10 protein-coding genes are annotated in these 14,531 nt (G+C 45.3%); all 10 read left to right on the top strand.

The window, feature by feature from the left end:
- Positions 1-4 precede the first annotated feature (4 nt).
- The 10 genes from DBR43_RS21120 (at position 5) to DBR43_RS21075 (ending at position 14,437) form a co-directional block, all read left to right on the top strand.
- Positions 5-3,175 (top strand): SusC/RagA family TonB-linked outer membrane protein, encoded by a 3,171-nt coding sequence (locus tag DBR43_RS21120; protein WP_124584412.1) that lies wholly within the window; start codon positions 5-7, stop codon positions 3,173-3,175.
- Positions 3,176-3,180: 5 nt separating this feature from the next.
- Positions 3,181-4,677: a SusD/RagB family nutrient-binding outer membrane lipoprotein gene (locus DBR43_RS21115; protein WP_124584410.1), complete on the top strand. Its 1,497-nt coding sequence runs from the start codon at positions 3,181-3,183 to the stop codon at positions 4,675-4,677.
- A gap of 114 nt (positions 4,678-4,791) precedes the next feature.
- Positions 4,792-6,033: a phosphonoacetate hydrolase gene (gene phnA, locus DBR43_RS21110; RefSeq protein WP_124584408.1), complete on the top strand. Its 1,242-nt coding sequence runs from the start codon at positions 4,792-4,794 to the stop codon at positions 6,031-6,033.
- Between the two features lie 53 nt (positions 6,034-6,086).
- Complete coding sequence (gene phnY / locus DBR43_RS21105) at positions 6,087-7,532, top strand: phosphonoacetaldehyde dehydrogenase (protein WP_124584406.1); 1,446 nt, start codon at positions 6,087-6,089, stop codon at positions 7,530-7,532.
- Between the two features lie 6 nt (positions 7,533-7,538).
- Positions 7,539-8,699, top strand: a complete 1,161-nt coding sequence (locus DBR43_RS21100) for a TIGR03364 family FAD-dependent oxidoreductase (RefSeq protein WP_233603126.1) — start codon at positions 7,539-7,541, stop codon at positions 8,697-8,699.
- 29 nt (positions 8,700-8,728) lie between these two features.
- Positions 8,729-9,961 carry an NAD(P)/FAD-dependent oxidoreductase gene (locus tag DBR43_RS21095; protein ID WP_124584404.1) on the top strand — a complete coding sequence of 411 codons (1,233 nt, stop codon included), beginning with the start codon at positions 8,729-8,731 and terminating at the stop codon, positions 9,959-9,961.
- A 15-nt stretch (positions 9,962-9,976) separates the two neighbouring features.
- Positions 9,977-11,287, top strand: a complete 1,311-nt coding sequence (locus tag DBR43_RS21090) for a DUF5690 family protein (RefSeq protein WP_124584402.1) — start codon at positions 9,977-9,979, stop codon at positions 11,285-11,287.
- Between the two features lie 3 nt (positions 11,288-11,290).
- Positions 11,291-12,382, top strand: a complete 1,092-nt coding sequence (locus DBR43_RS21085) for an alkaline phosphatase family protein (RefSeq protein WP_124584400.1) — start codon at positions 11,291-11,293, stop codon at positions 12,380-12,382.
- Between the two features lie 22 nt (positions 12,383-12,404).
- Positions 12,405-14,006, top strand: coding sequence for an endonuclease/exonuclease/phosphatase family protein (locus DBR43_RS21080; RefSeq protein WP_158622566.1), 1,602 nt, complete (start codon positions 12,405-12,407; stop codon positions 14,004-14,006).
- Between the two features lie 89 nt (positions 14,007-14,095).
- Positions 14,096-14,437 carry a hypothetical protein gene (locus tag DBR43_RS21075; protein ID WP_124584396.1) on the top strand — a complete coding sequence of 114 codons (342 nt, stop codon included), beginning with the start codon at positions 14,096-14,098 and terminating at the stop codon, positions 14,435-14,437.
- Positions 14,438-14,531: the final 94 nt, after the last annotated feature.

Raw genomic sequence — 14,531 nt, 5'->3', positions numbered from 1 at the left:
AAATATGAAATCTTTCTACACGGCAAAAAGAGCATGCCTGCTGACGATGTTAGTTTGGCTGTTAGCGCTAAGCGCGACTTACGCACAAAGTACGGTTACCGGAACGGTTACCGACGAAAACAATCAACCGATGCCTGGTGTATCCATCAAGGTAAAGGGAAGCAAGAATGGTGGTACCACCAGCACCAATGGGAAATTTAGTTTAGCAGTACCGGCAAATGCAACTTTAGTATTTAGTTTTATCGGCTATCAGCCAAAAGAAATTGCTATTGGTACGCAAACTCAGATCGATGTGAAACTTGAACCCAATCAGGCCAACTTAAATGAGGTGGTCGTCACCGCTCTGGGAATTAAAAAAGAGAAAAAGAGACTGGGCTATGCAGTTCAGGAAGTGAAAGGAGATGCCTTGCAAAAAGCCATTTCCCCAAATGTGGTGGAATCGCTGACGGGAAAAGTCGCCGGCCTTACGGTAACCAACAGCAGTGATTTCTTTTCTGATCCTAAATTGTATTTAAGAGGGAAAAAACCTTTAATTGTAATTGATGGGGTGCCAAGTACCACCACAGATATGTGGAACATCAGTTCTGATGATATTGAAAATATTTCCGTTTTAAAAGGAGCTGCAGCTTCTGCTTTATATGGCTCCTTAGGATTGAACGGTGCGGTACAGATCAGTCTTAAAAGCAGCAGCAACGCGGCTAAAGGAACAACGATGTCCTTTAATTCTTCTACCACCTTTCAGGGTGGGTTCATCAGGATCCCTAAGGCACAAACACAATATGGCCCCGGTGATGCAGGGGAGTATGCGTTTGGTACGGGAGGTCCCGGAGGCGGAGGAATCAACGACTTTGATTATTCGATATGGGGCCCTAAGTTTGATGGACGCTTATTGCCGCAATATGATTCTCCAATCGATGCGGCGACGGGAAAAAGAATCCCTACACCATGGCTTTCCAGAGGCGAAGATAACCTGGGGAACTTTATGGAAACCGGACTGGTTACCTCAAATAACTTCTCGGTGCAAAGCAAAGGTGAAAGCGGTGGTGTTACCCTGTCCGATACCTATAAATATTCAAAAGCATCGGTACCTGGTGCCAAACTAAACATCAATACTTTCCGCTTAAATGGAAATTTAAACTTATCAGACAGGCTGTCTGTAGACGGGTCATTACAACATACCTATGAGTATGCAAGTAACCTGCCGAGAAATAATTATGGGCCACATTCGCCGATTTATAACCTGAGCATCTGGGGTGGAGCTCATTTCGACATCAGGGATTTTAAAGACTACTGGGTTCCTGGTAAGGAAGGCATTAAACAACGCTTTGTGGAGAACTGGAGGTACAATAATCCATACATGCTGGCCAACGAGTGGAAAAGGCCCTACACCAAAAATGATGTCCTGGGTTTCCTGAAACTGAATTACAAAATCAGCGATAAATTTGATGCTCATGTCAGGACCAGTTTAAATACCTATTCATTGACTAAGGATGAAGAAATTTCTATGGATATCTATGATTATGACATCTCCGATCGTGGTGGCAGATACAGACATAATGAATTTGGGATGCTGGAGTCCAATACAGATTTCCTCCTTAAATATCATGACAACTTTTTCAATGATAATTTTAATGTAAACGCTACCCTTGGTGGAAATCAACTCTATAAAAGCAATAGAGAAGCACATGCGGCTACCACTAAACTGATTGTTCCGGGGATTTTCAAACTGGACAACTCTACAGATAAAGTTTTGCCTACGAGCTACAAAGATCAAAAAGGGATTTACAGTGCTTATTCCTCCATTGACCTGGCTTACAAAAATCAGCTCTTCCTGGGCATGACCGGAAGGGTGGATAAATCATCGACCTTACCTGCAAAAAATTCCACCTTCTTTTACCCTTCCTTATCTTTAAGTGCAGTGGTTAGTGATATGCTTCATTTACCGAAGGCGATTAGTTTCTTAAAACTGAGAGCTGCTTATGCAAAAGTAGGTAGTGATAAGATTGGAGATGATGGCGATGATTATGACGTTTACAATGCCGTGAATTCCTACACTACCGGTAGCCGGAATAGAAATTTACCAATTGCAGCTTATCCGGGGATCATCGACAATCCCAACCTGAAACCAGAGTTCAATACCACTTACGAATATGGAGTAGAAGCAAGGTTCCTGAACGATAGGTTAGGGTTCGACTTCTCTTACTATAGTAATAATTATGGTCCCCAGATCTTTACGCAAATCTTTTCTCAAACCTCCGGGTATACGGGAATCAGGTTGAATGGTAGGACCACACAAAGAAGAGGTTTTGATTTCTCTTTCAATGCCACTCCGGTTAGAACCGATAATTTCTCCTGGATAGCCCTGATCAATGTAGATGGCGGAAAAGATTACCTGAAATCTTTACCAGCGCTTGCAGATGGAAGTCCGCAGTTAAAAGAAGGAAGAACGCCTGTTGGCGGGCGACTGGATGATTACTGGTATTCGGATTGGGAAAGATCTCCGGATGGAAAACTCATCATGAACGCAGATGGATTGCCCAGGATTACCGACTATGACCTGAATATCGGAAATCAGAAAACGAGTTTCTCTGTGAGTATGAACAATACATTCAGCTATAAAAACATCTCTCTTTCCTTCCTGGTGGATGGCAGGTTTGGTGGGATTACCTACGATAGATTTGAACGTGATCTCTGGAGATCAGGATCTCATCCTGATGCCATTGCGCCCGAAAGAGAACTCTCGAATATTGCTTATGCAAATGGTACTGATCCCAGAACAATGCTCATCCCCGGGGTAAAAATTGTAAGCGGAGAAGCGAAGTATGATCCGGATGGAAAGATGCTTTCAGACACAAGGGTATTTGCTCCGAATGATTATAAAGTAGATTATCAGACCTGGGCAAAACAATACATGGCGGCATGGCAAAACAATGTGATCGATAAAACTTTTATCAAGCTGAGAGAAGTTGTGCTCACCTATAACGTACCAACCGCATTCCTGAAAAACAAATTTTTAAAGGCTGCTTCTCTATCCTTTGTTGGCCGCAATTTATATTACTGGACCAAAGACAAAACTTTCGGCGACCTCGATACTTACAGCATGAGTACCGGCGATACGGATTTGCAGCAGCCAGCACAAAGAACATACGGTTTCAATATCAATCTTAAATTTTAATACGAATGAAAACTATATATAGAATGCTTGGCTTATGTTTACTCCTGGTAACAGCAAGCAGTTGTTTGAAATATGATGAGTTAAGAGAAAATCCAAATAATCCGGCTTCCGTACCGCCGAGTTTATTATTTACTGCCGTGACCCCAGCTCCGGTAAGCGCCTTTTCAGATGCTTATCAGGACCCGCAATACCATACTTTTGCTACCGCAGACTCAGGGCCGTTGAGCTATAAATACGGAGGAGGAACCTTTTATTTTGGAGCATCCTCAGCAGCAAACAGTGCGTTGAGAAATATCGAAAAAATGATTCAGGAAGCAGAAAAAGCAAATACGCCTGTCTACGTGATTCTTTCTAAATTTTTAAAAGCCTACTACTATAGCATCATGACCAGGCAAATGGGAGACATCCCACTATCAGAAGCAATGCAGGGTGCAAAGTTTCCAAAACCTAAATATGATGCCCAAAAATCGGTATTCATCCAATGCTTAAAATGGCTGGACGAATCAAACAACGAACTGGGAGCCTTCATTCTGGCCAATCCGGGTGCTTCCGTTGACGGTGATATTTATTTTAGCGGAGACCTTAAAAAATGGCAAAAAGCAATCAATGCCTACACGATCAGAATGCTAATCCTTTTGAGTAAAAAAGAAGGTGATGCGGAGCTGAATGTAAAAGGCCGCTTCCAGAATATCGTTCAAAACCCGGCGAAATATCCTTTGTTTAGCAGCCTGGCCGACAACATGCAGCTCAGCCACAGAGATGAGGATGGCTTTAGGGGAACCTATAACCCGAATACCGGGATTTTAAGGGAAGGGGTTTTGTATGTGGATACTTATATCGACCTGCTTAAAAAATACCTGGATCCAAGATTACAGGTCGTAGCCGATCCTACACCGAAAGCGCTGGCAGCCAACCCTACAAATGAAACTGCTGTCAGGGCAGACTTTGCTTCATATACAGGCGCAAGTGCAGCGGTTACTGCAATTGTCAATAACCAACGGAAAAACAATGGAGAACTTTCCAAACCAAATGAGAAAAGGTTCTGGAATTTCGTTGGTCAACCTTCCATTTTTCTGGGCTACTCAGAGCAGGAATTAAACATTGCAGAAGCAGCAAACAGAGGCTGGATTGCGGAGAATGCAAAAACACATTATGACAACGGCGTCACCGCTTCCATGGCTTTTTATAATGCGCCGATTGGAGATTACCTGAGCGCCAAAGCCCCTTATATCGGAGGTCCTGATGGCTTAAAACTGATTCATGAGCAGATGTACCTTTCACTGGCCGAAAACTCAGGCGCGGAAGCCTGGTTCCAGAACCGCCGTACCGGAATTCCTGAATTTAAATTTTCAGGAGTAAACAGCGTCACTAAACTTCCGGTCAGATGGGCATATCCATCCGCCGAAAATACGGACAATACAGAAAATTACAGGGCAGCATTGCGTGCGCAATTTGGAACAGAAGTAGACGATAGAGACCAGATCATGTGGCTGTTAAAATAAAAAATAAGTTAGGTTAGTACGTTGGGTTAGGACCGTTTGGTCGCGGTCCTTCCCTTTTTAATGAAAACATAATCGTAAATTAAAATATAATCATCAGTATAAAATAAAACAGAAATGAACAATATCTCAACAACCCCCTTTTCAGTCAACGGTATAGATTATAACCCACCTGCAAAACCAATCGTCGTGATCTGCATGGATGGTTCTGCAGATGAATATCTGGATATGACCATGGCGCACGACAGGATGCCGAACCTTAAAAAAATGGTGTTGCAAGGGTATAGAGGGATGGTGCGTGGTGCTTTGCCTTCTTTTACCAATGTCAACAACTCTTCGATCGTTACCGGGGTTAGTCCTGCCGTGCATGGCATTTGCGGTAATTTCTTTTACGATGTTAAAAAAGATCAGGAAGTGATGATGAACTCTTCTGAATACCTCAGAGCAGAGACTTTATTAGCTGCCGCAGCAAACGCAGGCCGTAAAGTAGCGGTGGTCACGGCAAAAGAGAAATTGCGCGACATCCTTTCTTATCAGTTGAAAGGCATTGCTTTCTCCGCAGAAAAAGCTGACCAGGCAAAATTGGATACCCATGGCATCGAAAATGCTGAAGCAGTGATCGGTCATAAAACTCCTGCCATCTATAGTGCCGAAGCCAGTTTGTTCGTACTGCGTGCAGGGGTGGCATTAATTAAAAACGGCATGGCCGATTTCTTATACCTTTCCCTGACGGATTATATGCAGCATACTTATGCTCCGGATACGGAAGAATCCCTTGCCTTTTATGAAGCTCAGGATGTGGAAATCGGAAAAATGCTGGAAATGGGCGCCATTATCGGTGCTACCGCAGATCATGGCATGAACGCTAAAGTGAAAGCTGATGGATCTCCAAATGTCCTGTTTATCGAAACCATGCTGACCGAAAAATTTGGTGCCGGATTCCGCGTGATTTGCCCGATTACCGATCCTTATGTGAAACACCATGGCGCACTCGGATCTTATGTGCTGGTCTATGTAAATAACAATTCAGATATCAATGAAGTAGAACAATGGCTGGCGGCACAACCAGGCATTACAGAAGTGTACAACAAAGAAAAAGGTTGCCGCTTGCTGGAACAACCGGCAGACAGGACAGGTGATCTTTTTGTGTTATCTGCACGTGATGTGGTAGTCGGAAAAACGCCTGCTGATCACGACCTGAAGGCCCTGGATGGAACGCTGCGTTCCCATGGCGGAAGATATGAAGAAATGGTTCCTTTGGTGGTTTCTCATGCCCTCAATGCAACCTACAAAATGAAAGCACAGGGTGATCCCCGCAATTTCGATGTATTTGATTTTACCGTAAATGGTACTCATTAATATTTAGCAGACACCATTGCAGGGGGGATCTGCATCCAATTTAAAATAAGTATATGAAAGAAGAATTAACCGCCACTGATAATATCATTAAACTAGCTTCCCTTGTTGCTGCCCAACCCGTTTCTTCCGGAAAACAGTTAGCGGTAAACAGCCCCTACGATGGGCGTTTGGTAGGCACTGTAGAAATGGCCAGCCAGTCGGATACCCAAAATGCGATAGCCCTTGCCCTCAAAGGAGGACCCGTTTTAAGCCGTTATGAAAGGTATAGCATTTTAGACAAAGCAAGGGCTTTGCTCTTGCTGAGGAAAGAAGAATTTGCGCAGTTGATTACTGCGGAATCAGGTTTGTGCATCAGGGAAGCCAACTATGAAATTGGAAGAGCACACGATGTGCTGCTGTTTGCCTCGATTGAATGCCTCAAAGACGACGGACAAATCTATTCCTGTGACATTTCCCCCAATGGAAAACAACGTAAAATATTTACCCTTCGTGAGCCTTTAAAGCTTGCTGTGGCCATCACCCCCTTTAACCATCCGCTAAATCAGGTGGCACATAAAATTGCCCCTGCATTGGCGGCCGGAACTCCGGTGATCCTGAAGCCTTCAGAAAAAACACCTTTAACGGCAATCCGTTTCGTGGAATTATTGTACGAAGCGGGATTACCTGAATACATGCTGAGCGTATTGCTTGGGGAAACCAAAGAAGTAGCCGAAGTCCTGGTCCAGGCTCCGGAAGTTGATCTGGTATCCTTTACGGGAAGTGTGGCGGTAGGGAAAAAAATCGCAGCCACTGCGGGTTATAAAAAAGTAATCCTGGAACTTGGTGGTAATGACCCGCTGATTGTTCTGGAAGATGCAGACCTGGATCTTGCCGTTGGCCTGGCTGCCGAAGGTGCATACCGGAATTCCGGCCAGCGCTGTACTGCGGTAAAAAGAATCCTGGTTCAGGAAAGCATCGCTGATGAGTTCACCAAACGCCTCGTTGAAAAAACAAAAGAATACACTTGTGGCGATCCTGCAGATCCGGAAACCAGAGTAGGTACAGTCATCGATGAAGCCTCCGCCATTTATTTGGAAAAGGTGGTCGCCATGGCGGTTTCACAAGGCGCAGAAGTGCTGTTTGGCGGCAAACGCAATGGTGCGCTGCTGGAACCTACCGTGATTGTGAAGGTGCCTAGAGATGCGCAAATGGTTGTGCAGGAGTCCTTTGGACCCTTAGCGCCAATCCTGACTTTCACAGATGTCGATGATGCCATCGCCTTGTCTAATTCTACTGCTTTTGGTTTGTCCTCCGGCGTGGTGACCAACAATATGGACCATGCCATCCGCTTTGTGAAAGAATTGAAAGTAGGAACCGTCAACATCAACGAAGTGCCGGGATACCGGATAGAGAATTCTCCTTTTGGAGGAATCAAAGATTCCGGTCTTGGTATCAAAGAAGGAGTGGTAGAAGCGATCAAATGCTTCTCCTATGTGAAAACATTTTCTATGCCCTGGTAAAATAAAATGATGAAAACACCGATGTATGATTTAATAGTTGTAGGCTCCGGGGTGCTCGGAACCTTTCATGCGATCCATGCTGCCCGGATGGGAAAGAAAGTCCTGCTGACAGAAAAAGACCAGTATCCGGTAAATGCTACGGTCAGGAATTTTGGTCAGGTGGTGCCTTCAGGAATGGCCTCCGATTGGTTCCCTTACGCCTTGCGGGCAACTGAACTCTATAAAGAAATTCAGCAGGAATTTGACATCAGTGTCCGCAATAACGGGACACTCTATATCCCCTCTGATCAGGAAGAACTGCAACTAATCCTGGAATTAAAAACCAAAATGGATCAGGCGGATTATAAATCGGTATTGTTATCTGCCGGAGAATGTATCGCCAAATATCCATCTCTTGACAAAGAATACTGCAAAGGAGGACTTTTCTTCCCTCAGGAAGTCAGTGTAGAGCCGGATCAGATGATCCGCAGGCTGATTACCTGGGCCAGCGGAAAATATCCTGACCTCAGCTATAAACCTGCTACAGCAATTGTGGAATGTCAGGCGCTCGCTGATCAGGTTAGATTGGTCAGCGCTGCGGGAGAGGTCATCCATGCAGAGAAAGTGGTGATCTGCAACGGAGGGGAATTTAAACTGCTTTTTGCCGACCTGTTTAAGGAAAGTGGAATTACGCTTTGTAAGCTGCAAATGATGAAAACCCTCCCCATGCCGGAAGTACAGCTGGAAGGAAATATCCTGACTGGCCTCTCCATCAGAAGGTACGAATCTTTTCAGGAATGTCTTTCCTTTAAAAAGCTCTCAAATCCCGAAGATCAGGAAGAACTGAGAAAATGGGGCATCCATATCCTGTTCAAAAAGGGGATAGATGGCTCCATCATTATCGGAGATTCCCATGAATACGCGGAGGTAAATGAAACAGACAACCTTGGCTTCAAAATCAATTGCCAGCTGAATGAACTGATGATCAGGGAAGCACAGCGTATTGTGAACTTTGATGTCCGTCAGATTTCGGAAACCTGGGCGGGATTCTATCCCCAGCACAAGACCAGGCCAATCGTCGAGTACGATATTGATGACCGGATCCACATTCGGACCGCAATAGGCGGAAAGGGGATGACCTCCGCTGCCGGCTATGCCGAAGCGAGCATTAAAAAGATATACCAGTAAACAACAAGACCTTTAAAACCAAATTGAGTATGAACAAACAATATAAGAGCGCCGATACGGTGATCATTGGGGGAGGTGTCTTTGGTTGTGCCATCGCCTATTATTATACCCGGAACAATCCGGGAAAGAAAATTATCGTGCTCGACCGGAATGAACTTTGCAATGCTGCCACGAGTCATGCTGCAGCATTGGTGACCAAAATCAGGGCTAAAAAGCCTTTTATCCCGCTTTCTCTCGAAACTTATCAGGTGGTTGCCGAAATGGAGAAAATCCTGGGCGAATCTATGGACATGAAATTCAGCGGCGTGATTCACCTCGCAGCTTCTGAAGCAAGGGAAAAAGAACTGAAAGAACTAATGGAAATTGCGGCTGAATTTAATCAGCCTGCGCATTATATCTCCCCGGAGGAAGCACATCAAATGTCGCCATGGCTAAAGACAGATGAGGCATTGAGCATTGGCTATATGCCTGATGAAGCCTATTGTGATCCCTATCTGCTGGGCACCTTCTTCTCCAGATGTGCGAAACTGCAGGGCGCAGAATTTATTCAGGGCCTGGAAGCCATAAATCTGATCATGGACGGCAATGATGTCCTTGGTGTTCATACCAAAGAAGGGGACATCACTGCCGGGACCACCATTGTAGCTTCGGGTGCATGGGCACCAAAATTTGCCCGTGAAGCAGGGGTGAGTTTGCCAATGGCCCCCACCAGAAGCCAATATTGGATCACAGAAAAGAATGATATTTTTCCGGTAAATTCGCCGATTGTCTTGTTGCCGGATGCCCAGGCCTATGCACGCCCGGAAGGTGGCAGCCTGCTGTTTGGTATCAGGGAACGGAACTCTTTGAGTGTCTCCGCCGATCTGATTCCACAGAATGTCAATGACTTCTCTTTTAGCCCTGATAAAGGCGTTCAGGACCTTTCAGAAGTGATCGACAAGCTGGCCCGTTTCTTTCCCAAAGTTTACGATATCGGGATGAAGTATTATGTAGCCGGATTTTCCGGATATACGCCGGACAATAACCTGTCTATGGGCGTTGCTCCCGGTGTAAATCACCTGTTGATGGCAACCGGATGTGTGGGCGCAGGAATCTCCGTGAGCGGGGGAGTAGGACTGGCATTTGCCGAACTTGCAGCAGGAAAAGCAAACCCTTACGACTTCTCTGCTTTTGACCTTCAGCGCTTTGGGGAGGTCGATGCTTTCAGTCCGGAATGGCTGGAAAGATGTGCGCGTGCGAGATCAACAAAAGTAAGTGGCTAAACCTAAACCATCAGAATGAACCGACTTAAACATTTGCTGAGCCATTCCAAAGTATTCTTTGTGTTCTGGTGTATGATTGCTGCCTTTGGTACTTATTTCTGTATGTATGCCTTCAGAAAGCCCTTTACCAGTGGTACGTATGCCGGAATGAGCCTCTGGGATCTGGACTATAAGGCCGTATTGATCATTGCCCAGGTATTCGGGTATATGGTCTCTAAATTTCTGGGCATCAAAGTGATCTCTGAGCTCAAAGCCTCGGGAAGAAAAAAACTCATCATCTGCCTGATCCTCTTTTCGGAAGTTTCCCTGCTGCTCTTCGGCCTGGTACCTTATCCCTATAACTTTTTCTTTTTGTTTCTGAACGGTTTGCCTTTAGGAATGGTCTGGGGCATTATTTTTAGCTACCTCGAAGGAAGACGTTTCACAGAGATGCTGGCCATGGGAATGAGCATCAGTCTCATTGTGTCTTCAGGAATCATCAAAACCATTTATTTTATGGTACACGAATGGCTCCCCTTCATTAATGAATTCTGGATGCCTTGTGTCATGGGCTTACTCTTTTTACCTGCCTTCCTCTTATTTGTATGGATGCTCTCCGTAATTCCCGAACCGGATGAGACAGATAAATTATTAAGGGTAGAACGCCTTCCTATGACGGCTGCAGACAAACGCCTGGCCTTAAAAGAATATGGTCCGGCGATATTAGGCATTGGGCTGGTCTACACAATGCTGACCACGATGCGGGATTTCCGGGATAATTTCTCCGTAGAGATCTGGAATGAAATTGCACCACATTGGGATAAAACCGTCTTTTCGCTCACCGAAGCCATCAGCGGAGTGGTCGTGTTGATTGCCATAGGATGTTTATCACTGATTCGAAACAACATCAAAGGCTTTTGGGGAACCCAATATCTGGTGGCACTGGGCCTGATGATCAGCGGTGGAAGTACCTTGCTCTTTCACCTTCATCTGCTGAGCCCTTTTTTCTGGATGCTCCTGGTTGGACTGGGCTTGTTTTTAGCCTACACACCAATTCAGGTGGTCTTATTTGAGCGGATGATTGCTTTATTCAAGATCAAGGCCAATGCGGGTTTCTTTGTATACATGTGCGATTCTGCGGGTTATCTGGGCAGCGTTGGTCTCTTGCTTTACAAGGAATTTTTTATGAAGGATTTAAGCTGGGCAAAAGTGCTCATGCAGTTCAGCTATTTCCTTACCGTGATCTGCATGCTGCTGCTCATATTATCTGCCATCTTCTTTAACCGGAAAATAGGGGTTAAAGGACCAATCACCGGGATCCTGGACCGGATCCCATTAAATAAATAAAACATGAAAAAAAATATACTATTCTTCCTGTTACTGGTTTGCGTAAAGGGAACTCTTGCACAAAGTAAAGCTCCTGATGGGAACATAATGATCATCTCAATCGATGGCCTGAGGTGGAGAGAAGTCTTCAAAGGAGCAGAAAAAGAACTGCTGCTCGATAAGAAATTCAATTCTCAGGATTCCGCAGAACGGTTTAAAAAATACTGGTCTGAAGACCTGCAGCAAAGAAGAACGCGTTTAATGCCCTTCCTGTGGACGACGATCGTAAAGAACGGACAAATTTATGGAAACAGGGATTTGGGAAATAAGGTAAACGTTAAAAACCCTTACTGGATCTCTTATCCTGGTCGCAGTGAAAACCTGACCGGTTATGCAGATCCAAAAGTGAAGTCGAATGGACATCCGGACAATGAGAACCGGAACATCCTGGAATTTCTGGATCAGCAAAAAGGGTATAAAGGTAAAGTGGTCAGCTTTGCTTCCTGGGGCGCTGTTGGCAGGATCATCAACAGAAACCGGAATGGTTTGCTGGTGAACCTTCCCGGCGAGAACCTCAGCGGAAAAAACCTTAGCGAAGGAGAAACACTGGCCAATGAAATCCAGCATTACGAGCCCGAAATATGGGGCAATGAAGAGCGCCTGGATGCCACAACTTATGCATTGGCAAAATCTTACCTCAAAGCCAGACATCCTAAAGTGCTGTACCTGGACCTTGCAGATACGGACGAATACGGACATGAGGATAAATATGATTTCTACCTGGATGCTGCCAGAAACATCGACGCCATGATTGGCAGCTTATGGAATTACCTGCAAAGCGATCCTTTTTACAAAGGAAAAACGACGCTAATGATCATGCCGGATCATGGCAGGGGAGAAGGCAGCCAGTGGACAAGCCATGGCTCGAGCATTCCACATGCCAACGATACCTGGCTGATTGCAATGGGCCCCGGGATTAAACCTTTAGGAGAGCTGAAAACGGAAGGTCAGATTTATCAGGACCAGCTGGCAAAAACGATGGGCAAGTTACTGGGATTTGAATTCAGCTCGGTGAACCCAATCGGAGCGGCAATTGAAAGCATCCTGAAAAAATAAGACGATGGTCATGAAATCCGGAATGAGACTAAATTTAGTACTGATCTTAGTCTCAGCCCTGGCCTTTGGCCAGAACAGGGCAAAGGCCCAGGAACCCAGGTATCGGCTGAACTTTGATGATTTTAGTTTTAAGGAACACATCACTCCTAAAGACAGTGCCTATTATGGGGTTGATTTGCAGCAATCGCAATATGCTAAAGGCCTGAGCGGAAAAGCACTGGACCTTTCTGCAAATGCGATGTTGAGAAGGCCGGTTAAGCTGGACCAAGGAAGCTTGCCTGAATTCACAGAAAAGGCTTCCTTCTCGGTACAGATCTGGGTAAAAACCATCGCGAATGCAAAGATGGGAACGCCAATCATGGGAAATAAGATCGCAGAGGACGGCTCCACGATAGGATGGCAGATCTATACCCAGGAAAACGGAGCCTGGGCACTGCTGTTAAACGACGGAAAACAACGTTATGACTATAAACCAACTGCAGAAAGGCAGAGGATCAATGATGGCAAATGGCATCAGCTTCTTTTTACCGTCAAAAGAGAAACACATGAAGTCTGGATTTACCTGGACGGAAAAAATATCGCAATCTACAATACACCCGGCCTTGGCAGTTTGGAAACCAAATTCTCAACAGTCGCCGGTGGTTCGGACGAGAAATGGGAATATGGATCGAATGCGCAATGGAATGCCTTTAACGGCTTTGTAGATGAAGTAAAGGTCTGGAACCGCGCCATTTCTTCCGCTGAAGCGCAAAAGGAATATTTACAGTTCTTTCCGGATCTGATCAAAGAAGAGGCACCCGCTCCTGCTCATCTGAAGGTCTTTTCCTGGAACATCTGGCATGGAGGGCACCGGTACGGACAGGCAGTAGGACTGGAACGCCTGATTGAAACCATCAAATCCACGAATCCTGATGTCGTAGGCCTCATAGAAACCTATGGCTCTGGAGCAGTGATTGCCGATTCGCTGGGGTATTATTTTTACCTGATCAGTGCCAACCTTTCCATCATGAGCCGCTACCCGGTTGAGGAAACGATCCGGGAGTTCCATCCCTCTAATTTTGGTGGGGTCGTCTTAAAATTAGGCCCGGATAAAAAACTGGTCTATCTGAATACCTGGCTGGATTACCTGCCGGATGTAGATGCCAGCATCAGACAAGAGAAAAAAGATGCACAGACCCTGATCAAAGAGGAAGGGCCAACCCGGCATGCAGAAATAAAAGAGATCCTGAAAAAGATCAATCCTTATCTGAAAAATGCGGATCATTTGCCGGTCATCATGGGTGGTGATTTCAATATGGGATCTCACCTGGACTGGACGGAAGAAACCAGGGCCATTCATTACGGACTGGTGGTAGAATGGCCTGAAAGTCTGGAAATGCTCAACGCAGGGTTTACCGATAGTTATCGGAAGCTCCATGTCAATCCTTTATCAAACCCGGGACTGACCTGGGGAGTCAGGGCGGCACCAACAACGGATTTATATGGATTAAGGGATAGAATTGATTTCATTTACTATAAAGGGAAAGGACTTGAGCCCATCGAATCCAGGGTCATTGATTACCACCCGGTCATGTTTCCTTCAGACCATGCGGCATTGATGACGGTATTTCAATTGAAAAAGTAACGGGAATGAGGCAGGCCGGGCCTTGCTTTTTAAATAGGTTGACTTATATTTGCCCTGTGAAAAAGGCCTGCTTATTCATCTTGTTTCCCATGCTCATCTTAAATGCTTCTTTCATTGAAGTATTTAAAATGCCAAAGCTGGTGTCTCATTTTTTAAGACACCATGAGCTGGATAAAAGGATCGGGGTGCTGGATTTTATCGCCATGCATTACCTGGGGCAGGACATTGACGACGACGACCAAAAAGAGGATATGGAGCTTCCCTTTAAGAAGTTAGAATGCCCTACCATCATCCACCTGGCGATTCCGGCAGGAAAAATCACCATTCAGAAAGCAAGCTCAGTTTTGATCGCAGATCAAAACCGGAGTATCCAAAAATACCTGCATTCTAATCCCGAACAGGGAACCTTCTTTAAGCCACCAAGGGCATAAACCGAGATTAATTTTTTCTTTTTCCCATTGTTTGCAGGGCTATTCCTCCTGATCAGACAGGGTTTATATTGTCGGTTTCATTAATACACCATGA

Source organism: Pedobacter sp. KBW06 (genome assembly GCF_003852525.1).
Classification (GTDB): Bacteria; Bacteroidota; Bacteroidia; order Sphingobacteriales; family Sphingobacteriaceae; genus Pedobacter.
This window is presented reverse-complemented; position numbering and strand designations above follow the sequence as displayed.

What these genes read in the sequence shown, in the direction of transcription:
- DBR43_RS21120 (WP_124584412.1), top strand. Translation starts at nt 5, where the DNA reads ATGAAATCTTTCTACACGGCAAAAAGAGCATGCCTGCTGACGATGTTA.
- DBR43_RS21115 (WP_124584410.1), top strand. Translation starts at nt 3,181, where the DNA reads ATGAAAACTATATATAGAATGCTTGGCTTATGTTTACTCCTGGTAACA.
- phnA (WP_124584408.1), top strand. Translation starts at nt 4,792, where the DNA reads ATGAACAATATCTCAACAACCCCCTTTTCAGTCAACGGTATAGATTAT.
- phnY (WP_124584406.1), top strand. Translation starts at nt 6,087, where the DNA reads ATGAAAGAAGAATTAACCGCCACTGATAATATCATTAAACTAGCTTCC.
- DBR43_RS21100 (WP_233603126.1), top strand. Translation starts at nt 7,539, where the DNA reads ATGATGAAAACACCGATGTATGATTTAATAGTTGTAGGCTCCGGGGTG.
- DBR43_RS21095 (WP_124584404.1), top strand. Translation starts at nt 8,729, where the DNA reads ATGAACAAACAATATAAGAGCGCCGATACGGTGATCATTGGGGGAGGT.
- DBR43_RS21090 (WP_124584402.1), top strand. Translation starts at nt 9,977, where the DNA reads ATGAACCGACTTAAACATTTGCTGAGCCATTCCAAAGTATTCTTTGTG.
- DBR43_RS21085 (WP_124584400.1), top strand. Translation starts at nt 11,291, where the DNA reads ATGAAAAAAAATATACTATTCTTCCTGTTACTGGTTTGCGTAAAGGGA.
- DBR43_RS21080 (WP_158622566.1), top strand. Translation starts at nt 12,405, where the DNA reads ATGAGACTAAATTTAGTACTGATCTTAGTCTCAGCCCTGGCCTTTGGC.
- DBR43_RS21075 (WP_124584396.1), top strand. Translation starts at nt 14,096, where the DNA reads ATGCTCATCTTAAATGCTTCTTTCATTGAAGTATTTAAAATGCCAAAG.